The organism is Streptomyces sp. NPDC057136 (assembly GCF_042670885.1).
In the GTDB taxonomy this organism is placed as follows: Bacteria; Actinomycetota; Actinomycetes; order Streptomycetales; family Streptomycetaceae; genus Streptomyces.
In genome coordinates, this window is sequence record NZ_JBHUUV010000002.1 from 206,210 (window position 1) to 227,012 (window position 20,803).

Here is a 20,803-nt window from a genome sequence, read left to right on the forward strand (position 1 = left end):
TTCAGACCAACCCTCACAGGAGCATTCGATGCCCGGAGCACTCCAGCGCCCCGCCGTGGTCTCCCGCGTATCCGACCTGATCGGCTACACCCCCCTCCTCGAACTCGCCGGAACCGAAACCGGCAGCCGCCTGCTGCTGAAGCTGGAGATGTTCAACCCCACCGGCACCGCGAAGATCCGCATGGCGCGCCAGATGGTTGTCGACGCGGAAAAACGCGGCGAGCTGCGGCCAGGCGGCCGGATCATCGAGTCCACCTCCGGCAACACCGGCCTCGGGCTCGCCGTCATCGCCGCCGAACGCGGTTACACATTCACTGCCGTCGTGGACAACCACGCCTGCGTCGACAAGCTGCGCGGCATGAAGGCGCTGGGCACCGAGCTCGTCTACGTCGTCGACGACGGCGCCGAAGAACTGGCCACAGCCGCCCGCGAAGAGCTCGCCGAGGACATGGCTCGCGGCCAGGACAACACCGTCTTCACCGAGCAGCACAACAACCCCAGCAACGGCGTCGGCTACTTCCCCGTCGCCCACGAACTCAACGAAGCTCTCGAGGGCGACGTCGACGTCCTCGTCGGAGCAGTCGGCACCGGCGGTTGTCTGTGCGGCACAACCCGTGAACTGCGCAAGCTCATACCCCGCTTCACCACCATCGGCGTCGAGCCCAAGGGGTCCATCGCGTTCGGCGGCCCGGCCCACGACTACTACCAGTCCGGCACCGGTACCCCCGAGGGAGCCGAGATCGGTGCCCTGGTCGACTTCGACCTCATCGACGAAGGCGTCAAGGTCGGCGACATCGAAGCCTTCGCCACCTGCCGCGCGGTCGCCCGCACCGGACTGCTCATCGGCGGCTCGGCAGGCGGCGTCGTCTACGAGGCCCTGACCCGCCTGTCCTCCCTGCCCCCCGGCACGACTATGGTCGCGCTCGTCAACGACGGCGGAGAGAAGTACATGGACACCGTCTTCAACGACGAATGGATGCAAGCCCGCGACCTGCTCGACCCCGAGGCGGAACGGGAAATCGACGAGCTCCTCACCAAACTCCGCAGGAACCGATAGTCCCCATGCTGACCACTCTCCTCCGCGACAGCCGCGCCCTGGCCACACTCGCCGTCCCGCTCGTCCTCACCCAGCTCGCCCAGGTCGCCCTGACCACCACCGACACGGTGATGATGGGGCTCCTCGGCACCCAGGAGCTGGCGGCGGGCGGTCTGGCCATCGTCATCTTCAACCAGCTGCGCACCATGGGCGTCGGCCTGGTCACCTCCGTCGGCAACCGAATAGCCGCGGCTGCGGCCCGCGCCGAGCAGACCGCAGCCACCGCAGGCAAGGGCGAAGAACAAGGAGGGGAGCACGAGGAAGTACGTGGGATCGTCCGCGCGAGTATGGCCGTCGCCACGCTCGCCGGTATCGCCGGAGCGGTCCTCATGATTCTCATAGGCCAGGCTCTGATCTGGCTCGGCCAGGACGCCGCCGTCGTCGAACGCACCCAGACCATGCTGCTGGCGCTGGCCCCCGGCCTGCTGCCCTGCCTGTGGTTCCAGGTCATACGTCAGTTCACTGTCGGAATGCGCCGCCCCCAGGCCCTGCTCCGGATAACCATCGCCTCCATCGCCGTCAACGCCGGCCTGAACTGGGTCCTCATACACGGCACGTGGGGCCTGCCCCGCCTCGGCCTGACCGGCATCGGCGTCGCCACCTCCACCGTCTACCTGCTGTCCTGCCTCGCGCTGTACATATCAGCGAAGAAGGACAGCGAGCTGGCGCCCCTGCTCTCCCTGAACGTGGCCAAGGCCGACCCGGCCACCGTCAAGCAGCTCATCGGCCTCGGCGTGCCGATCGCGGCGACCTACGGCTCGGAAGCCGGTTTCTTCTCCCTCACCGCGCTGATGGCCGGATCCTTCGGCCCCGCCGCCCTCGCCGCGCACACCGCCGTCAATCAGCTCGTCTACATCGTCTTCCAGGTGGCCGTCGGCCTCTCCCACGCCGCGTCCATCCACGTCAGCCGCGAACTGGCGCTCGGCCGCACCGACGACGCTCGCCGGGTCAAGAACACCGCACTCGCCTGCGCGGCAGCCGTCATGACCGTCGTCGGCATCATCTACCTCGCCCTGCCGCAGCTCGTACTCGCCCCGTTCCTCGACTCCGGCTCCGACAAGGCGCTCACCATCGCCACCCACCTGCTGATGGTCACCGCGTTCCTCCAGTTCTTCGACTGCGCGCAGAACATCGGTGTCGGACTCCTACGGGGCCTCGACGACACCAAGAGCGGCTTCCGCATCACCCTCATCGGCTACTGGGCCGTCGGCCTCCCCGCCTCTTGGCTCCTCGCCTACCCTCTGGGCCTCGACACCCTCGGCATCTGGCTCGGCCTCCTCACCGGCCTGGCCACCACCGCCGTACTGCTCCTGCGCCAGTACAACCGAGGACTGGCCAGTCACGTGAGCGAGCCCGCCCCGGCCTGATCCGCGTCCCAGAGCCGACACAGCCCCGGTCCGCTGCCGAGGCCGTTCGCGGCCTCGGCGGTCTCGTTGTTCTGGGGCACCAGATTTACCCTGTCGCCACCGATGGTGACGCGAGTCACTGAAGACGAGTCTGAGTCGGTGACGAGAATCGAACTCGCGCTCTGAGCTTGGGAATCACTGATCGTTTGAGGGTGCGCGAGGGGCTGATCTGCGACAACCGTGCCTCCTTGGCTCTACTGAACCTCCTCGGTCTATCTCGCAGGGACCGCTGTTGACCGGCTGTTCTGGTGCGCTGCGGTGCGCCCCTGGTGGGCCGGGTCAGTTTTCCGACACGGCTTGGGCCGGCGCTTCCTCTTCCTCGCCGCCCATGGCCTCGCGAAGGCGCTGCTTCGCCGCAGCTAGGCGTTCGCTGTAGTCGGGCGTGAAGATCTCGCTGAGCGTCGTGTCGAGTGTCCCGGAGATGGCGTAGATCGCAGACCAGACCGAGCGGTCGTTCACAATGGCGCTCAAGTCGTCGGACTTGAACATGGCCTCGTAGAGCCAGTCAGACAGGACGAACGCTTGATCGCGCGTGAGCTTGATGACCACCGGTTCTTCATCCACGCGGACACGGTAGTTGTTGGGCGGTCGGCAGCAACGCGTCCATGGGCTCCTGCTGTCGCAGCCGTCCGTCGCGCCCACTGTGCACCCCTTGGGCCGCCGACCACGGGACGGCCGGCCGCAGGCACCACCCGGGCCCGCGGCCGGCGTTCCGGCTACCTGTTCAGCCAGTCGGTGGGGGTCACAGCCTGGTCCGTGAGGACCTGGAGGTTCTTTCCGTCGGCGGCGTCGACGACGTAGGTGCTGTGGGTGTGGTCGAAGTCGTCCATGGCGGAGAAGGCGATCCGGGTGCCGTCGGGCGAGAAGACGGGGCCGCCCTGGATGCTGCTGAGGGGGGTCGTCCAGCTGCTCTGCAGCTCGGTGACGGTGCCGGTTGCTACGTGGACGGCGCTCAGGCCGTTCTCGGTGGCGTAGACGATGCGCTGCCCGTCGGGGGACCAGTCGACGGGCGTGGACAGCGCGTTGCGAGCGGTGCTGATCTGGTGCACCTGCCGGGTGGCGATGTCCATGACCCAGACGTCCCTGCCGTTCTCCCAGCCGTCGGCCGTCTCGTACGTGGTGGTCCTCACGAAGGCGATGCTCTGGCCGTCGGGCGAGAAGGTGCCTGCGCCGCCGGTTGTCGTGAGCACCTCTTGTCCCGTGCCGTCGCTCTTGATCCACTCCATACCGCGCGGGCTGTCGTAGACGATCCGCTTGCCGTCCGGGGACCAGTCGGGGTGCCCGACGTACGGGGCCTCATTGGTCTCGGGCGCGATACCCCGGACCAGAACGTGCTGGTCACTGCCGTCGCCGTCGGCGACCACCAGGTTCCGGGCGTACATACAGCCCTCGGTCTGGGGAATGCAGGTGTCGTCGCGCTGGATGTACGCCACGGTGGAGCCCTTCGGAGAGAGGACGCCGTCCTCGGCGTTCTGCGCGAAGGTCCCGATGACGTCGCCGCTCACGGGGTCGAGCGAGACCAGAGCGGGAGAGCCGGAGGAATAGTCAGTGGCAGTGATCCGGCCGGCCGCCGTCCCCTGCTCCGCCGCGGCGGTCCCTGCTACCGGCAGACCAGCAGCGACGACGATCCCTACGGCCAGCACGGCGCGTTTGAAAAGCACTTGAGCCCTCCTGGGGCAGCCGGCGCTTCCGGCCCCCAGTACAAGAGCGCAACCGGATCAAGAAACGTCACAGGGGGCGGGTCAGGCCCGTCAGATCCTGGACCAGCGCCTCAGCTTGGGAATCAAGGGGGTTTGAGGTACTTCGGTGACCTGACCGGGCGGGATGCCCCTGAGGGACCCCCCGATGGGCTCATGAGACGGGCTGCTGTTGACCGCTGTTCCCCGCTCCGTCCGGTGCCCTTCTGGTGCGGCAAAAGATGGCGGCCCCGTGAAGGCGACCGTCGGGGCGAGGTGTGAAATGTCCGATCGGAGAGGCGACCTCCGTGGTTCGCTCGATTGGGTCGCTGGGTTGCCATTCGGCCAAGGCCGCTCACATTTCACTTGGAGGCCGGCTTGGTTCCGAAAACCACCGAAACAGTGAGTCACCCCTTGGGCCTCACCATATTTCCCTACGGGGCTGCGTTTTCGTCGGCGATGCGAGAGGATTTGACTGCTGCTCTTCGGAGGAAAATTCTCGGAGGGTTGATTTTGCAATTGTGAGCGCGGAGGTGTGCGTAAAGGGACTGGCTGTTCGTTTTCGTGATATAGTCCAATGAATTTACAGGACGCCACGAAAAAAGGGGAATGGCGTGAATACCGAGAAGGTTGCGGCTCGACGTCTTACGGCCGGAGAGGCCTCAGAATTGGGCCTCCAGGACGCCATCTTCGTCTCGGCGGAGATGGATGGCCTTCCTCTCGACTGCTGCGCTCCGGCTTTCCTTACGAAGCCGGGGAAGAATTTCGAGGGAGGGTCCTTCACCGCGATGACGATCTTCGGTGAGGAAATTCATGTCCTTCCGGATAATGTCGAAGAGCGCGGGATCTGGATTGCCGACAAGGCGGGGGAAGAGATCGAGGTTCTCCAGAGTGCGGGCGTCCTCCTGAACCTCGCCCTCTTTGTGCCCGACGGGAAGAGGGAATCCCTGGAGTCGCTCTACTCCGCCGCACGGGAGGCGTTCGGCGCCGGGATCGTTCAGCGCTGGAGCGAGGAAACCGTCGCGGTGCCGGACGTCAAGGTCGACCTGTACGAGGAGCCGGCCCGGGGGCGGAAGAACACGAACAGCCAGAACCGCGACCGCCGCGCCCTGGACATCTTCCCGACCCGAGTGCGGTTCCTGGAGCCCAGCGATGGCTGGAGGTTCGTTGTCGAACCGCACAAGGAGATCGTCGACGACACACCGACGATCTGACCTGATGGCAGGATGAGCCTTGATCTTTCGCGGGAGCCCGTCAGCTTGTTGACGGGCTCCTTTTCGTGTTGGTGGCGAAGTGGGTGTGTCGCAGGCCGTCGGCGTCGGTGACGTGCAACTGGTTTCCGAGGTGCCGCCGTTCCTCGCGGACGATCCGCGGCATGCCCTTCGGCCGGCCGGTCAGGCAGTCTCCGCCGAGCTTGGCGACCTGGGCGCCGTCGCGGATCTCGCAGCCGGGTTCGACAGCGGGCGTCCAGGCGGAGGGCGGGACTGCCGGCACGGACTGGTGAATCGGCTCGGTGATGGTCATGCCGACCGAGTGGGACGGCCATCGGATCTGCTTCGCGGGCCATTCGACGAATGAGTGGGTGCCTCCGCCGGAATCCGTGCGGATCAGCGCCTGCCGCCCTCGCCGGTACGGTTTCGAGGCCGTTGGGCCCCCTCATCTGTCGCGGAACTCCTGCGTTTGTCGCCGGCCCTCTGCGGATTCGTCTGCGGTCGGTAACAGAGAGATCGCGTACGGGCGTTCGTATGACTTCATGGGGGCACGGCATCGGCGGCGGTAGCAAAGGGGCGGGCGGACATGGCAAAGCACAAGGGAAGGGGATGGCACGGCCGGCTTCTCGCGGCGGCGCTCGGGGTGACGGCGGTGGCCGCTGCCACCTCGGTGTGGACCGCGCAGGCCGACCCCGCCGGAGGGCGGCAGCCGCAAGCGCGTGTCGCCCCGCCCGTGGCCAAGGTGGCGGCGGACATCGCGCATGCCTCGGATCGCGGCGCGCGGGGCGTCAACATCACCATCGACGACGGTCCGGACCCGGTCTGGACGCCGCAGGTGTTGCAACTGCTGAAGGACAGCGGGGTGAAGGCTACGTTCTGCATGGTGGGCACGCAGGCCCAGGCGTACCCGGACCTGGTCAAGGCGGTCGTGGCAGACGGGCACCGGCTGTGCAACCACACTGTCTCGCACGACACCACCATGGACACCCAGTCCGAGGCTTACCAGTCCCAGCAGATCCTGGATGCCGAACGCATGATCATCAAGGCGTCCGGAGGTGTCCGTTCGCAGTATTACCGGGCCCCGGGCGGTGCTTTCACCCCGTACAGCCGACAGCTCGCCGCGTCCCGGGGGATGCGACCGTTGGGCTGGAACGTCGACACCAAAGACTTCGAGCATCCCGGTGTGGACACCATGGTCGCCACCGTCAAGAGCGAGATCTCCAACGGGCCGACAGTCCTCTTCCACGACGCGGGAGGGGATCGCTCTCAGACCTTGGCCGCTCTGCGCGAGGTGCTGCCCTGGCTGAAGCAGCAGGGGTACTCCTTCGGCTTCCCCGTGCGATGAGTGAGGCTCGCCTGCACTGACATCCAGAGCTTGACCCCGGCACCGGCCCACCGGTGGGGGCTCGAGCCGCGCATGGGATGAATGTGCACCAGAGGGTGTGGGGCCGTTCACGACCCGGCTGACCTGGCGCCTCAGCGACGGGGGCACCGCGGTCCGGGACAAGCGTCGCCCGCTGCCCGTGCGGGCCGCAGGCGAGACCGAGCCCCGCTCCCGAAGAGCTGACAGCGAATCGGTTGGCCGTCTCCGCAGGCTGAACGCCATTGCGGCGGGTGCGTTTGCGGTAGGTGGGGGCCTATTCGCCTCCGGGGCCGCAGTGGACCAGTTCGGCACGGGCGACGCGACGAATGCCTATCAACTCGGATCCGTGCTCTTCCTGGATTCAGCACTGGCCGACTTCACCCGTCCTGCGACGTAAAGCATCGTGAACGCCGAAATCGCCAACTGGGGCGCCCTCACGGGAGCACTCTGTTTCTCCGTCGGAGGGGTGCTTCAGTGCTTTGAGCGCCCCTGATACGCGAATTGCGAACGGTCCGATGGACAGCGTCGAGATCACCGTGGCGATCCCGAAGGACGCCGGATGGGCCTGCGGCTGCCGAGGTTGGCAAGCCGAGCGGCTGTAACACCGTCTTGCGGGTGTTACAGCCGCTTGTACCGCGCGGTGTGCGGATCCCCTCAATCGGCCGCGATGCAGTGCTCTCAGTCTTCTCGCCGCGCCGCTGCCTCCTGCAGGTACGCGGAGATCATGGCGAGGTCGTTGGCGATGCTCAGTACGCCGTTGACGTCGGTTGTCGGGGTGGAGGCGCCGTTGACGCCGGCGAAGAAGACGTCGAAGCTGCCGTTGCCCTTGTCGAGATACCCGGCGATCGTGATCGCGCCGACGGCCAGGCGGTTGTTGAGGGCATCAAGACCGACGGCGGCGCCGGTCTTGGCGAACACCTTTCCGCGCGCGGGGCAGTCGGTGCAGTTGTCGGCCAGCAGGCCGTCGACGCCGAGGATGGGCAGCGCGTTCCGGAAGACCTCCGCCTCGGGGGTGCGATGCCAGTACGTCAGCATCTGCACCACGGCCTTCGGCGTGGTCCGGTCGACGGGGTTGCCGCCCCGGCCGTCCAGGAGCTGGATCTGCTTGCGGTCGACGCCCGCGCGGTCCAGGAAGTCGGCCAGCACCGGGAAGCCGTCCATGCAGTCCTGGCTGCCCTTCGCGACGGCCATCAGGCAGAGGGCGAGGTTGGCGCCAAGGTTGTGGCTGACCTTGAAGATGAGTTTGGCGTACTGGGTGTAGGGCGGGGATGTGTACTGGGCCACGCGCGGCCGGCCCTCGTACCCGTCGGGCAGCCGGTCGACCGGGTTGGCTCCCGTCGGGTTGGCGGTGACCTCCACCCCGGCCCGTCCGAGCGCCTCGATCAGCGCGGTGCGTCCGAAGGCCGCCGGGTCGGCGATGTCGGAGACCTTCAGCGCCGGTTCGGAGTCGGCTGCGATGGTGCCGGACAGCTGGATCCGGGTGCCGTTCTCGGAGGTCGTCACCTCGATGTCGGTCGGCTCGCCCGCTGCCACGGTCCGCACCGTCGACGTGACGCGGTACGGGGCGACCTTGGGCCGCCAGTCCAGCCGCGCGGGCGCGCCGGGCCGAGGGCCGGGGGTGGTCAGCAAATCGATGAGATTGTCGTTGATGATCAGCGGGGTCGGGACCGGGTCGAAGACCGGCTCGGGCTGGAAGAGCCGGTTGTCGACGATCACGTTGCCGTCGACGCGGGTGATGCCGGAACGCCGTACCTGCTGGGCGATCTGGTTGATCCCGGCGAGCGGGTTCTCCGGGGTGAGCGTGGCTCCGGGAAAGGAATTGGCGTACGTGTGGTCGAGGTCGGTGTAGTCCACCGTGCCGTCGGGGCGGGTCCTTCCGCCCATGGTGAGGTCGCCCTGGGCGACCAGGTCGAGATCGCCGTCGAGTGTGCTTCCGCGGCGCTCGCCGACCGCGTAGACCGGGGTCCGGAAGAGGTGGTCGCCGCCGAGGGTGTTCCACGCCCCGGACACACCGAACAGCTTGGCCACCGACCCGGGGATGAAGAACTGCTCGGCGAACCGGCTGTGGATCACCCTCCCGCTGTCCGGGTCGCGCTGGAGCAGGCCCCACTGGGCGTTGGGGTAGTCCGGCTTCCGCATGATCTCCGTGATCCGCGGGTCGAGCCGGTCGGGACCGCCGCCGTCGGGCAACGAGGGCGCCTGGGCTGCCGCGCCCGACGTCAGGGCCAGGAGCAGCAGGGCACAGCATCCGGCGACAACGCGACGCCGAAAAGATCCGGAATTCTCTCCTCGCACAGCAACACGCACCGTTCGTCTCGGCAGTTTCCTGTCCATGGGGTCAGGTATGGACCCCATGGGCGCCGGATACGGGCGGCGCGAACGGTTGTCACCCGAACGGCACGGCGCATTCGTCGAAATGCGCAGCGAACGCCCGGTCGGGACAGCCGGTCAGCGGCCGTGGCCGAGCTCGGACTTCAGGCGCTTGCCCTCAGCGGGCTCGGACTTACGGCGGAGAGGCCGCCCGGCTGGCCGCGGACCTGGTCAACCTGACCGCGCCACCACGACCCGAGCACCTGGAACCGCTGCTTGCCACGCACGGCGTGGTGCACCGCGCACTCACCGCCGCGCAGGCCGAGGCCATCTGGACATGGAACCGGCGCCTGGCCGCGTGCTTCGGACGACAAGACCTCGAAGAGCGGTGCCAGACGGTCAACATGCTGCTCGCCGACGCCTCGAGCAGCCCCCGCATCTCGCTGCACGACGGCCGGCCTCACCTGCACTACAGCGCCACCGGCGCCGACGCAGCAACCCACATCCCCGCCGTCACCGCAGCCGGACTCGCCTACGTCGTGTGCTCCGCCGGAGCCGAACGGCTGGGGCGCTGCGCGCGCCACGACTTCGGTCTGGCATTCGTCGACACCTCCCGCAACGGCCGACGCGCCTACTGCTCGGTGCGCTGCGCCAACAACGACGCCGTGGCGCGTCACCGCGAGCGGCACCACGGTGACACCCGGACGTCAACGGAACGGAAAACACGGCGAACGTGAGTGTCTGGGATGCGAGCCCTAAGAGGTCTGGACAATAAAGAAGCCCCGGGCCGCTGGCCTGGGGCTTTTTCATGGAGCGGGTGACGAGAATCGAACTCGCGCTCTGAGCTTGGGAATCACCGGCGCCTGGTCGACTGAAATGCCTCTGACCTGCTTGTTTGCCTTGCAGGAAAGAGGTTGGCGCGGTCTCGGTGGGCCGTACTTGACCGCTGTTGTCCGCTCCGAAGGGCACGGGAAGGGCACGGCAACCGGGAGGTGGGCAGCCACATCCTTGTCGAGCGTTCGGCATCGTGAGGCCATCAGTCTTCGTGCGGAGCCTCAAGCTCCTGAAGCCGTTCCCCGATGTCGTCGGCCCAAGTCTGTGCCCACTGCCGCAGTACGGTGATTGCTTGGTCGTCGAGCCCGTACGCGGCGAATTCCGTGTCGTCGATCCAGTCGGCTCCGCCCAGTCGCGCTTGTAGCTCGCTCAGGTCGAAGGAGTCGCGGGCATGGCGCCTACCGAGCTCTTCGAGTTCGATGTGGCTCCAGCGGTCCGCGGCAGCCTGTACATCGATCAGATCCCTGGCGAGTCCGCGGTCGGCCAGCGCGCGAACCTTCGTGCCGACGACATCTTCGAGGGACAGGACCAGGCCGTGCTCGGTGTGCACGGGTGGTCGCCAGAGTGCTTCCTTGAGGATGTCGACCTCGCACTCTTCACGGCTGGCGGGATCGGTGACGATCAGGCGCGCGGACAGCGGGTCTGTCTCCAGGGCGCTGACCTGCCACCCGCGTTGCTCCAGGCCGGTGCGCACAGCAGCAGCAATGTCCTCCATGCGGTCGGGGTTCTCGGTCGCGACGTCGAGGTCCTGGCTGAGCCGGTCGACCAGGCCGTGTGCCTGGACTGCGTACCCACCGGTAAGTGCCAGAGGGTATGCACCGCCTACGTCGAGCACGTCTGTAAGCAAGCGGCGGTGCAGATCCGTGAGGTTCACGCAGCGGCCTGTGCGCTGTGAGCCAGCTCGTCGAAGGAGCGTTCCCAGACTTCGCGGACATCCGGGCTGATCAGTGTGCGCAGTGTGGGCCACAGCGCGATGAGAAGGCCGCGGTTGAGGTACCGGACCAGATCGTCGTGCATGCCCTCGGCCAGGACGATGCGGTAGTAGCTCATCCGCAGCCGGGGTTGATCGAGGTCGAAGGCGGTCAGTCCCGACCACGCCAGGTGGAGCGGCAGGCTCACCGTGCCGTGCTCGGGGCCGGCAAGCTCCGAGAGCGCTGCGGGCACGCGCCGGGCGAACCTGGCACGGCGGAGATCGGAAAGACTGGGCTGTGATGCCATATGACGATTATCCAGGAAGAGGCCGCCCGGTACCTGGCCGGCCGGTGACAAGGCGCTGCAAACAAAAAAGCCCCCGGCCGCTGGCCTGGGGCTTTTTCATGGAGCGGGTGACGAGAATCGAACTCGCGCTCTGAGCTTGGGAGTCAACGCGCCTAGAAGACCGATATGGCATCTGAGCTGGGAAAACAGCAGCGGAAGGGTCCAAGTGGAGGTGCTTTGCCGCACCTCTCCTGACCGGTGTTGACCGCACTGAAGGGCACGGAAGGGGCACGAGGTCCGGCGGCATCGAGGTCTGGCCGACCACAGGCTGTATCGGCGCACCTTGCTCGATCGGGAGCCATTCCCCGGGTCGGCAGGGGCCAAGTCTGCGTCAAGGAGCAAACTCCGCCTGCACCGGCGGCTGACCGGCGCGAACGGCTTCTTCGCGACCGAGCGCGAAACTCAGCTGTTGCCCCCAGAGTTCGGCGCGGCCTTCCCCGGCGTGGCCTCCGCGGTCCGCTCGGCCGGAAAACGGGGCGACTTCACCCTTGTGGTCCACCGGCGCTCGACGGAGGCGGCGGCCTCGCTGTGGCGCCGGGCAGCGCTGGCCGCGGAGCCCCCGCTGATAGGCATCACACTGCGCGACCCGCGTCCGGGCGGTCTGCTGGGCGCCCTCGTCGGACTCGGACTGCCACCGGTGAACCACCTAGGCCGCAGCGACCACGCGGCCTTCTGGAATGCGGGGATTCCGGCCATGATGCTTACCGGTACGGCGAACTTCCGGGGACACCCTCGACTACCGCCGCCACCGCCATGTCCCGGCCTGTCAGCGGAGCGGGTTGATCGCGGCCTCCGCAGGGCGGAGGAAGCTGACTCATTCATTGCGACGGGGTAGTGCCCGCAGGCGCTTCCGCACCCGGGCAGAACATTGTGGATCTCGGCCGGGTTGAGGTCTACCTGCACAAGGATGACGCGGTCCGCGCGATGCGGAAGCTGGCGCTCCGCCCCGTGGCTCGACGGGAGGCGAACGCCGTGGTGAAGGTGCCGCAGGGCGTCTGGCCGTTCGGTGAAGGCCCCGGACGGGCGGCTGTTGCACTTGATCTGTGGGAGGCGGGACGAACGCTCGTGTCGTACTGCTCGCGGGCTCTACTCAAGCCTGCTGGACCAAGGTTTCCCTGCTCAGGAACGGTCGTGTTCCGACTGTGGTGCCTGGCGGCGTCGCGCAGGTGCTGGCGGAGCTGGCTGCGTAGCTGTGGAGCTGGGCGTCGGCTCTGGGTCACCGTAGGAACTCGCCCGCCTCCCAGTGACCAGCCCGCTCTGGCGCGACAGATGGTCAGGAGCGCTGGTGGCCACGCTCGCGCCCCGATCAGGACGCCTTCTGTGGCGCGTCCTCTCTCCATCTGAGCGTCAAATGGCGCGGAATGCGGCCTGACCTGCGGCTTCACCGCGAAATCACTGCGGACCAGTGAAAACTACGCTCGGTAGTTTCACTGGTCCGCAGGGTTCTCCGTTGCGCTGTGCCTGGATGTGCCTCCGAGGGCACATCCAGAAGGGTCACTGGTGCTCAGTTCTGCTGGGCCTTGCGGCGGCGGAACACCAGGTATCCGCCGGCTGCGACGAGCACGGCAGCTGCCGTGGACAACAGGCCGACGGGCGCGCCGTTGCCGGTTTCGGCGAGGTCACCACCTTGTGCGGACGGGGACGGGGACGACGAGGGCGAGGACGTCGGGGCGGTGTCAGCGGGGGCGGAGGCCGTGGGCGCAGCGCCTGGTTGCGCTGGGCCGGACGGAGTGGCAGACGCCGACGGGTCCCCGCCGCTCGGCTGGGTGTCGTCCTCGCAGTTGGTCCAGAAAACCTTGTGCTTGGCCCGGCCGTGCTCGCCGTCAAAGTTCCAGAACAGCTTGTAGTGACCGTCGGGTATGGACAGGTCCTGCGTACGGCCGTGTCCCTCGCCGTCGAGTGTCAGGGAACCGGTCTTCACGGTCTCGCCCTTGACGTCGGCCGTCGGGGCCCAGGCTTCGATGTGCCAGTCGACCTGCTGACCGCCATCGAAACCGAAGGCGTCGACGTAGAAGGTGCACACGTGGGGCTCGTTCTTGTGGAGCTCCTCACCGGTCTTGGCATCGTGGATCTTCACGGTGCCGTTGTCGCCGGGGGTGGTGGCGTAAGCGGAAGGGGGAAGCAGCAGGGCCGCAGCCACGGCGGCCGTGAGCGTGCCTGCGGAAACAAGCGGGCGCATGGGCATTCCATAGGGGAAGAGGAAGGTTGCCGTGGGGGGCGGTGCGGCTCAGCTTCCTGCGCCCCCAGGAGCCCGTCAAGGCACCTCAAAACGCTTATGCCATATAGCGCATTGCTCGCCCCATTAGTCCCGCATAACGATTGGGTACGGGGCCCCGCCGGCACTCAATCACGTCCTCCAGAACCCCGCTGGCCACCGGTTGTCATCCCCTGTCGCGCTGAGATGGACAGTCTCGGCGACAGCGTGGAGGACGGCCCGACAGGCGGAGGGAGGTGAGCACCCGAGGATGCGCCAGTATGGGCCGGGCAGGGACCGCCACGACGCCGCTCGGTCCTCGCCGGTGCGGTGCCGGTCGGCGAGTGGGTGTGCGGGTCGCGGACGGCGGCGCTCTTCCGGGAACCGAAGCGGCACGTGGCGACGACCGTGTCCTGCTCATCGGCCTCGACGAACTCTACGGCTGGGCGGTCCCCGCCCCGCTGATAAACCAGTGTTCCAATGGCCCCGAGCACCCCCCGCTTCTGCGCCTGCCCGTTCTGCGCCTGCCCCGTGGGCACAGGCGCAGTCCCAGGGAGCGGCTGGTGCTCATGGCCGCACCCAGCGTTGAGACAGAGACCCGGCGCCAACGGGGAGGTCACAAAAGGGGAGGGCATCTCCCCGCGCCTGCAAACGAAGAATCCATGCCCTCCGCGTGCCCCATCTGCACGGTACGTAAAGGGCAATTCAATGCTCGCGAGGAGTAACTGGTCTGGATAGCAACAAGCCCAGGTCTCTGACCTGGGCTTTCTGTGGAGCGGGTGACGAGAATCGAACTCGCGCTCTGAGCTTGGGAATCACCCGGCACTTTATTGCCGAAAGGCCCCTGACCTGCGAAAGCCTGTACAGATGAGCTCCTGGTCGGCGGCCGGACGGTGCCCGTAGTGACCGCTGCATACCCCTATGAGTGGCACGTAGTGGCACGTAGTGGCACGGAGTGCTGGTGCCGCGCGGATCGGTCTCCGCCACGGGCAGGTTGTGGGTGAGGGCTGTGGAAGCGATTTTCTCTGGCGATGATCCGGCAACGATCGGAGTCCGCCTTTGAGGACCTTCGCGCCTGGCGCGGGCGAGCGGATGGCTGTCGCGTACTCGGTTGACTCGGCCGAGCCCAAGGCGTCGTGAGTACGTGACGTACTTGACGTACTTACTGAGAAGGCATCCTGACATGGACCCGGAGGAGGGCACTATGTCCGCAGTGCAGTACGAGAGCTACACCGAGGCGCGCACGCACCTCAAGGATCTCCTCGACGCGGCTGGTGAGGGCCGGGTGGCGACAGTGCGTCGGGATACTGGCCGCGCGGCGGTCGTGGATGTCGAGCGACTGCGTCATCATCTGTCATTGGTCTGCTCGGCGAAGGCGCAGGCAGTCGCGGAGTCCGGAGGCTGGTCGATCTTCATCCCGGGGCTCCCGGTAGCAGCGGACGGTGCATCCTTCGACGAGGCCATCAGTGAAATGGTCGACGCTCTACGTGAATATGCCGAGGATTGGCAGGACCGTCTGCGCACAGCCCCCAACCATCATGACAACTGGGGTCTGGTGCAGCTGATCGCTCTGAGCGACGACCAGCAGCTTGCCGACTGGCTGGTCGGAACAGGCCGGTGAACCGACCGCAGCCGGACCGTGAGCGTCATGAGAAGTTCTGTGGCGTTGAGAAATGGGAGCGGGTTCGAGATGCGCGCGGGCGCACTGGTACTCATCACGTCACCTACGAACTGACGCTGCACGACGCGCGGATCCTGCGCACGAGGATCTCTCACCCGGTGGACCGTACGGTCTGCGGCGCGGGGATGGGGGGTCACATCCTGCGCGACCAGCTCGACGTCGCCGAGGACGAATTCTGGGGCTGCGTGCTTGATGGCCGGCTCCCGGTCCGGGGGCCCCAGCGGTGCCGAAGGAAGCGCTGCCCGCGGACCTGGTGTATTTGCTGATCCATCGGGTCGGCCTTGCAGAGGAGATGGTGGCCGAGCTGACCAAGGAAGACGCGGTGGCTCGGCTCCACCAGTACTGGACCGAAGGAACCTGAGTACAGGCGGGCAACGGGCAACACCACCACGCTTGTCCGGCGCAGGGTGCCGTTGATGTCCCGGCCTTCGGGCGGGCGGAACCCCTGAAAACTCCGAGGTCTGGATGACAAAACAAGGCCCTGGTGAGTGACGATGGCCTTCGTCATGGATCGAGTCACGAGAGTCGAACTCGCGCTCTGAGCTTGGGAATCACTGATCGTTTTGACGAGATCGGGGCTCTGCGTGCCGGCCCACCGTCACCGCCGGCCGACCTGCCCGGGGTCACCGTCCGCCCCGCGACCGTACTTCTACGAATGGGACAGGATCGCCGCCCGCTCGTGTTCGTACAACGCGATTGCTCGTGGATCCCCGTCGTAGTAGGCCTCCCAAAAACCGGACTCGTTCCACGATTCCGGACACAGGGAGAAGGAGCCGGATTCGAGCTGAAAATATCGCCAGGTCGGCGGCAGGGAGTGGGAAGTGACGGTGAAAACTCGGGTGTCGAAGAGGGCGGACTGCCTCAGCCCGCTCTCGTTGAATTCGACACGAAAGGAGGTGGTCATTTTGAAACGTGCGGAAATTTCGAGCACCACGTACTCATGCCCCTCGGTGAGGGCGGTTATCCCTTGCAAAGCTTTGGGGTCCGTGGTGTTGCTGGTTTTCACGCGGACACGCATGTCAAATTACCTTCTGTTCATGATTGCCTTGTAATCGTAGTTCAAAACTCGCCCCGTTTCGGGATTGTAATAATAGTGCACCTGGAAGTCTCCGTAAGGTGACTGGTGCGTCCTGGTCGTGTATTTGCCCCAGTCGCTGAGATTGCTTCCGTCCGACGTCATGGCCTCACGCACCGCGGGGTTGCCGATCTTTTCTCCATCGATCACCCGCCGCGAGTCGGCGATGGCCTCGGGCGTGAGCCAGCCGTTCTCATTGAAGATCGAGCCACCCGACTCCCTGCGCAGTTGTTCTGCGAGCCGCTGTCCTTCGGCCGAGCCCGGCACGAAGTTCTCGTTGACGTCCTTGCCCTCCCGGCCTGTGTCGTTCAGGCAGCGAGGGGCCAGGCCCAGGGGGTCGGACCAGGTGTGCGGATTGTGTACGTATGCCGACGGGTTGGGTGCCGGGGCCAGGCCCAGTGGGTCCGGTGTCAGGTAGCGGGCGGTCTCCGGGTCGTAATGACGGTGGTGGTTGTGGTGGAGGCCGGTTTCGGGGTCGTAGTACTGGCCGGGGAAGCGGAGAGGTGTGTACGCGGTGCTGCGCCTGGCCCAGGTGGTGGTACCCCAGAGGGTGGTTCTGGTGTGCCAGGCCAAGGAGCCCGATTCGTCGACGAGTTCCGTGGGCGCGCCGACCAGGTTGGTGACGATGGCGAAGAAGCGTTCGTCCACCGTGTGTTGGGAGGCATCGGCGGAGAGGATTCGTTCGGTCTGGGCCAGGGGCCGGAGCCCTTGGTGGTCCCAGGTGAGGACGATGGGCCGGGGCAGTCCGGTCGCGGTGGTGGTCTGTTCGCAGAGGGTGGTGCCGTCCCACGTGAAGAGGGTCTCCTCGACCACGGTCCGGTGGTCGTCACCGAGGCGCTCCTTGGCGACCCGGCGGCCCAGCGGGTCGTAGCGGTACCGCCACCGGGTGCCGTCCGGGGTGGTGACCGCGGCCAGGCGGTCTTCCGCGTCCCACTCGTAGCGCCAGGTGTCGGGCTTGCGGGAGAGCCTGGTCTTTTGGCGCAGAGTGATGCGGCCGGCGTCGTCGTGCTCGTACCGTGCGTTTCCAGCACGGGTGATGGTGGTGCCGGTGTACGAACGGGGGCCGGTGGCGTCGTGTCCCGGGTGGGAGGAGGGCCACGTGGCCGCGGTCTGGTTGCCGGCGGAGTCGTAGGCGTACGACTCGTTCCAGTTGGCGGCCGTGACCCCGGTGACGCGGCCGGCGCCGTCCAGGTCGAAGCGGTGGGCCCCGTTCAGGGTGTCGTCCAGGCCGGTGAGGTATCCGTCGGCGCGGTAGGTGTAGGCGCGCGCGTTCAGGGTGGTGCGGTCGCGGCCGACTAGGTGCTGGGTGCTGAGGCGGCCCGCCGCGTCCCAGGTGGAGGTGAGGGTGAGGGCGTCACCGAAGGTGCGTTCCCGTTCACGGCCGACAGAGTCGTGGGCGAAGGTGATGCGCCGTTCACCGGCGGTCAGTTCAGTTGGCCGGCCGGCCGCGTCGTATCCGTAGGTGGTGCGCTGGCCGGTGGGAGTGACCCGGCGGGTGCGTCGGCCCAGGGCGTCGTACGCGTACGTGGTGGCACGGCCGTCCACAAGTTCCGTCTTCACGCGCCCGGCGCGGTCGTATTGGTAGATCAGCTCGGTGTCGGTGCCGCGCGCCTGCACCAGCCGTCCTGCGGGGTCGTACGCGAACGTGGTCATCCGGCCGACGGCGTCCTTGCGGATCACGCGGCCGAGGGCGTCGTGAGCGTAGGAGACGGTCTCCCCGAGAGGGGTGACGGAGGCTGTCATCTTTCCGGCCGCGTCGACGGTGTAGCCCACGGTGCGACCGTCGAAATCGGTCTCGGAGACCAACCGGCCGGCCCGGTCGTAGGCGTACGACCAGGTGAGGCCCTGCGGGTTGGTGACCCGGGTGAGGCGCAGGTCCGCGTCGTGCGTGAACTCGTACCGGGATCCGTCGGGATCGGTCCGGGCCGCCAGCAGGTCGAAGTGGGTGTACTCGAAACGGCTTGTTCCGCCGACTGGATCGGTATGGGTGAGCCGGTTGCCCTCACCGTCATAGGCCCACGAATCCGTGCCGCCGTCCGGGCCGGTGCGCTCCGCGAGTTCACCGTCGACGGACCAGCGCAGGAGAGTGACCGCTCCCAGCGCATCGGTGGCGCGCACGGGGCGGCCCAGCGGGTCCCGGTCGTAGCGGGTGGTGTTCCCGAGCGGGTCGGTGATCTCCACGGGCAATCCGGCAGGGTCGCAGCGGACCCTGGTCACGTTCCCCAGTGCGTCGGTGACCGAGGTGACCCGGCCCGCCGCGTCGTAGGTGTAGCGGGTGGTGCTGCCGCCGGGTTCGGTGACCGCTGTGCGGTTGCCGTGGTCGTCGAACTCCTGCAGGCGGCGGGAGCCGTCCGGCTCCACGAGCTCGGTCACGAGCCCCAGCCGGTTCCGCGCGACGCGCAGTCGGGTGCCGTCCGCCTGGGTGACCCCGGAGGCTCTGCCCTGCGCGTCGTACGCGAACGTGGTGGTGTGTCCCAGCGCGTCGGTGTGCGTCAGCCGGTTCCCGTCAGCGTCGAAGGCGTCGCGGGTGGCGTTGCCCAATGGGTCGGTGGTGGCCAGGACCCGGCACCTGCCGTCGACGAGATGGCGTGTGGAGCGACCGTCGGCGGTGGTGAGGGTAGTGGTTCGGTTGCCCGTGGACGGATCGGTTTCGCCGTATGCCAGGGTGAGTTGGAAGTGGCCCGCCTCACCGCCCTCCGCGACGACGCGGTCCAGTTCGTCGTAGGTATAGCTGTATTGGCTGTTGTTGGAATCCGTCCAGGCTGTCACCCGGCGGCGGTCGTCGTAGGCGAAGGTGAGGGCGGCGCCGGACGGTTTGGTGACGCTGGTGAGGTTGCCGTCCGTGTAGCCGTATGTGCGCAGTGGGAGGGCCGCCCTTCGGTCGGCGGCCCTGGGTGCCTCTCCGCGGGCCGCGGGGGTGAGCAGCGCCAGGCCCGTCACGAGTCCTCCCGCCAGCGCCAGCGCCAGGTGGTAACCGGCTGAGTGGACCAGGGCCCTGGGCGCGCCGTCCTCAGCACGGTCGAAGGTGATGGAGTTGCCGTTTCGGTCACCGATCTGCCCGAGCCAGGCGTCGCCGTCACCCCCCGGCTCCGCTCCGGACGGTGCGTCGAAATGTCTTACGAGACCGTTGTCGGGGTCGGTGACCGTGTAGTCACCGCTCTCGTCGCGGCTGAGGACACTGCGTGATGTGCCGGATTCCGGGCGGGTCGGCGAGCCGGGTGCCGGGTGCGGATAGGTGATCAGCAGCCCGTCGTCGGTGACGTGGACGACGCCGTTGGCGTCGATCTCCAGGTGTTCGTCGACCGTCGAGGCCCAGGAGGGGCCGAAGAATCGCCCGGCCGCGTAGCCCGACTCCACTCGACGTGTGAAGACGAGGGGCAGCACTCCGGGCAGCACGACGTCGGTCTGGGGCAGGAACATGCGTCCCGATGCGAGGTCGACGGGGTCGGTGCCCTGGGTGGCGCGGTCCCCGTCGGGCCGGTTGTGGGTGCCTTCGGGGGCGTCGTCCACGAGGCGGCGGGCCTTGTTCGCGTCGCCTGCGAGGTCCGCGAGCTCCTTGGCGGTACGGGCGCCCTTGATTCCGGCTCCGGCGCCGCCGGTGGCGGCGGTGAGGACCAGGTCGGGGATGAGGCGGCCGAACCCTTCGGCGGGGTCCTTCATGAAGGTGGTGACCATCTGTTTGCCGGTGCCCCAGGGGTCGTTGGCGACCTGGACCAGTCCGGCGGCGGTGTTGTTGAGTGAGAGGGCGTACTCGGCGGGGTGGGTGAGGTTGTAAGGGTCCATCGGGTTGACGCTGCGCGCGAAGTTGAGGAGTCCCGCAGTGCCCTTGGCGATGCCGCCGCCGAAGTGGGTGTTCATCACCTGGTACTCGGCGAGGCCGTCCAATGCCTGCTCGGCGTACTTGGGCTTCTGAGGTGCGGCGTCCCGCGCGGCCGCCACCGAGGTGCGGGCGGTCTCCGCCGCGGTGTTGCGCTGCTTGCGGGCCTCGGCCAGCAGTTGCTGCGCCTCCTCCATGCGGGCCTTGCCGGGGTCCGTGAACTCACCGGGCCTCGGCGGCAACGTGGACGGATCGCGTTCCTCCGAGGGAAGCGCGTTGTACTTCTCGGCGGCCTGGCTGTATGCGTCGCACCGGCCCCTGTGGGCGTCCATCGCCTCCTCGGACGCCTTGGCGCCCGCCTTCCACCCGTCGATCGCCGTCTGGGCCTGGCCCTGCGCCCATTCGACCGTATCGGCGAACGACTTCAGCGCGCTCGCGGCCTTCTCGAAGGCGTCGGCGGCCTTGAACCACTTCGGCGGCTCCACGGACACCGAGTCCCGGAACGCGTCAGCCGCCTGCCCCTTGAGGGCGGAGGAGTCCAGTCCCTTCAGCCCCCCGCCGACCTTGTCGAAAGCACCTTGCAGGTCTTTGAGGTGGGACGCGGTGGAGTGGAGTTCGGACGGGCTGCCGTAGATCAGCTTCGTCTTGTCCTCGGTCTGCCCGAGGTTCATCTCGTCGACCTCGGCGCCCATCCTGTTCGCCACCGAGCGGGACTGCTCGCGCACCCAGTCGGCGCCGGAGTCCCAGCCCACGTCCTGCAGCCGGTCGCCCGTCCAGTTACCGGCGTCCTCGACCCGGTTGCCGACCCACTCGGTACCTTCCTCGACGGCGTCCTCGACGACGTCCGGAGTGAGGTCGCTGACGAAATCTCCGATCCCCATGG

Annotated in this window: 15 protein-coding genes and 2 pseudogenes; 8 read left to right on the plus strand and 9 right to left on the minus strand. The window is 67.4% G+C overall.

Going from position 1 to position 20,803, the window contains the following annotated elements; translation table 11 throughout:
- Positions 1 to 28: 28 nt before the first annotated feature.
- Together ACFT7S_RS03465 and ACFT7S_RS03470 are read left to right on the plus strand one after the other, a co-directional pair.
- Positions 29 to 1,057 carry a cysteine synthase family protein gene (locus ACFT7S_RS03465; protein ID WP_382726352.1) on the plus strand — a complete coding sequence of 343 codons (1,029 nt, stop codon included), beginning with the start codon at positions 29 to 31 and terminating at the stop codon, positions 1,055 to 1,057.
- A gap of 5 nt (positions 1,058 to 1,062) precedes the next feature.
- The gene (locus tag ACFT7S_RS03470; RefSeq protein WP_382726353.1) at positions 1,063 to 2,463 is read left to right on the plus strand and encodes an MATE family efflux transporter; all 1,401 of its coding nucleotides are present in this window, start codon (positions 1,063 to 1,065) and stop codon (positions 2,461 to 2,463) included.
- A 318-nt stretch (positions 2,464 to 2,781) separates the two neighbouring features.
- On the opposite strand, the gene ACFT7S_RS03475 is transcribed toward ACFT7S_RS03470, so the two are convergent.
- A complete protein-coding gene (locus ACFT7S_RS03475) occupies positions 2,782 to 3,066 on the minus strand; it encodes a hypothetical protein (protein WP_382726356.1) in 285 nt (94 codons plus the stop codon).
- Between the two features lie 152 nt (positions 3,067 to 3,218).
- Positions 3,219 to 4,163: a hypothetical protein gene (locus ACFT7S_RS03480; RefSeq protein WP_382726358.1), complete on the minus strand. Its 945-nt coding sequence runs from the start codon at positions 4,161 to 4,163 to the stop codon at positions 3,219 to 3,221.
- A 629-nt stretch (positions 4,164 to 4,792) separates the two neighbouring features.
- Here ACFT7S_RS03480 and ACFT7S_RS03485 point away from each other — a divergent pair.
- Complete coding sequence (locus ACFT7S_RS03485) at positions 4,793 to 5,392, plus strand: hypothetical protein (RefSeq protein ID WP_382726360.1); 600 nt, start codon at positions 4,793 to 4,795, stop codon at positions 5,390 to 5,392.
- Between the two features lie 52 nt (positions 5,393 to 5,444).
- Here ACFT7S_RS03485 and ACFT7S_RS03490 read toward each other — a convergent pair.
- Positions 5,445 to 5,816: pseudogene (locus tag ACFT7S_RS03490) on the minus strand (IS1380 family transposase); the annotation flags it as partial.
- A 159-nt stretch (positions 5,817 to 5,975) separates the two neighbouring features.
- Here ACFT7S_RS03490 and ACFT7S_RS03495 point away from each other — a divergent pair.
- Together ACFT7S_RS03495 and ACFT7S_RS03500 are read left to right on the plus strand one after the other, a co-directional pair.
- On the plus strand, positions 5,976 to 6,734 hold the full coding sequence (locus ACFT7S_RS03495) for a polysaccharide deacetylase family protein (RefSeq protein WP_382726363.1): 759 nt from the start codon (positions 5,976 to 5,978) through the stop codon (positions 6,732 to 6,734).
- Positions 6,735 to 6,831: 97 nt separating this feature from the next.
- Positions 6,832 to 7,245, plus strand: a pseudogene (locus ACFT7S_RS03500) (hypothetical protein).
- A gap of 185 nt (positions 7,246 to 7,430) precedes the next feature.
- On the opposite strand, the gene dacB reads toward ACFT7S_RS03500, so the two are convergent.
- Positions 7,431 to 8,942 (minus strand): D-alanyl-D-alanine carboxypeptidase/D-alanyl-D-alanine-endopeptidase, encoded by a 1,512-nt coding sequence (gene dacB, locus ACFT7S_RS03505; RefSeq protein ID WP_382726366.1) that lies wholly within the window; start codon positions 8,940 to 8,942, stop codon positions 7,431 to 7,433.
- Positions 8,943 to 9,355: 413 nt separating this feature from the next.
- Between dacB and ACFT7S_RS03510 the strand changes: the two genes are divergently transcribed.
- Positions 9,356 to 9,799, plus strand: a complete 444-nt coding sequence (locus ACFT7S_RS03510) for a CGNR zinc finger domain-containing protein (RefSeq protein WP_382726369.1) — start codon at positions 9,356 to 9,358, stop codon at positions 9,797 to 9,799.
- A 299-nt stretch (positions 9,800 to 10,098) separates the two neighbouring features.
- Here the strand turns inward: ACFT7S_RS03510 and ACFT7S_RS03515 are convergent, their stop codons facing one another.
- The 3 genes from ACFT7S_RS03515 to ACFT7S_RS03525 all read right to left on the minus strand — a co-directional run bounded on the left by ACFT7S_RS03515 (position 10,099) and on the right by ACFT7S_RS03525 (position 13,332).
- Positions 10,099 to 10,770, minus strand: coding sequence for a nucleotidyl transferase AbiEii/AbiGii toxin family protein (locus ACFT7S_RS03515; protein ID WP_382726372.1), 672 nt, complete (start codon positions 10,768 to 10,770; stop codon positions 10,099 to 10,101).
- Entirely contained in the window at positions 10,767 to 11,114 is a 348-nt protein-coding gene (locus ACFT7S_RS03520; RefSeq protein WP_382726375.1) for a transcriptional regulator, read from the minus strand. Before ACFT7S_RS03520 ends, ACFT7S_RS03515 begins: the two co-directional genes overlap by 4 nt.
- Positions 11,115 to 12,657: 1,543 nt before the next feature.
- Entirely contained in the window at positions 12,658 to 13,332 is a 675-nt protein-coding gene (locus tag ACFT7S_RS03525; protein ID WP_382726377.1) for an LPXTG cell wall anchor domain-containing protein, read from the minus strand.
- Positions 13,333 to 14,551: 1,219 nt separating this feature from the next.
- Between ACFT7S_RS03525 and ACFT7S_RS03530 the strand changes: the two genes are divergently transcribed.
- A complete protein-coding gene (locus ACFT7S_RS03530; RefSeq protein WP_382726380.1) occupies positions 14,552 to 14,968 on the plus strand; it encodes a prevent-host-death protein in 417 nt (138 codons plus the stop codon).
- Between the two features lie 283 nt (positions 14,969 to 15,251).
- Positions 15,252 to 15,389, plus strand: coding sequence for a hypothetical protein (locus tag ACFT7S_RS03535; RefSeq protein WP_382726383.1), 138 nt, complete (start codon positions 15,252 to 15,254; stop codon positions 15,387 to 15,389).
- A 288-nt stretch (positions 15,390 to 15,677) separates the two neighbouring features.
- Here ACFT7S_RS03535 and ACFT7S_RS03540 read toward each other — a convergent pair whose 3' ends face one another.
- Together ACFT7S_RS03540 and ACFT7S_RS03545 are read right to left on the minus strand one after the other, a co-directional pair.
- Positions 15,678 to 16,046 carry a hypothetical protein gene (locus ACFT7S_RS03540; protein ID WP_382726385.1) on the minus strand — a complete coding sequence of 123 codons (369 nt, stop codon included), beginning with the start codon at positions 16,044 to 16,046 and terminating at the stop codon, positions 15,678 to 15,680.
- A 6-nt stretch (positions 16,047 to 16,052) separates the two neighbouring features.
- On the minus strand, positions 16,053 to 20,801 hold the full coding sequence (locus ACFT7S_RS03545; RefSeq protein WP_382726388.1) for a putative T7SS-secreted protein: 4,749 nt from the start codon (positions 20,799 to 20,801) through the stop codon (positions 16,053 to 16,055).
- Positions 20,802 to 20,803 lie beyond the last annotated feature (2 nt).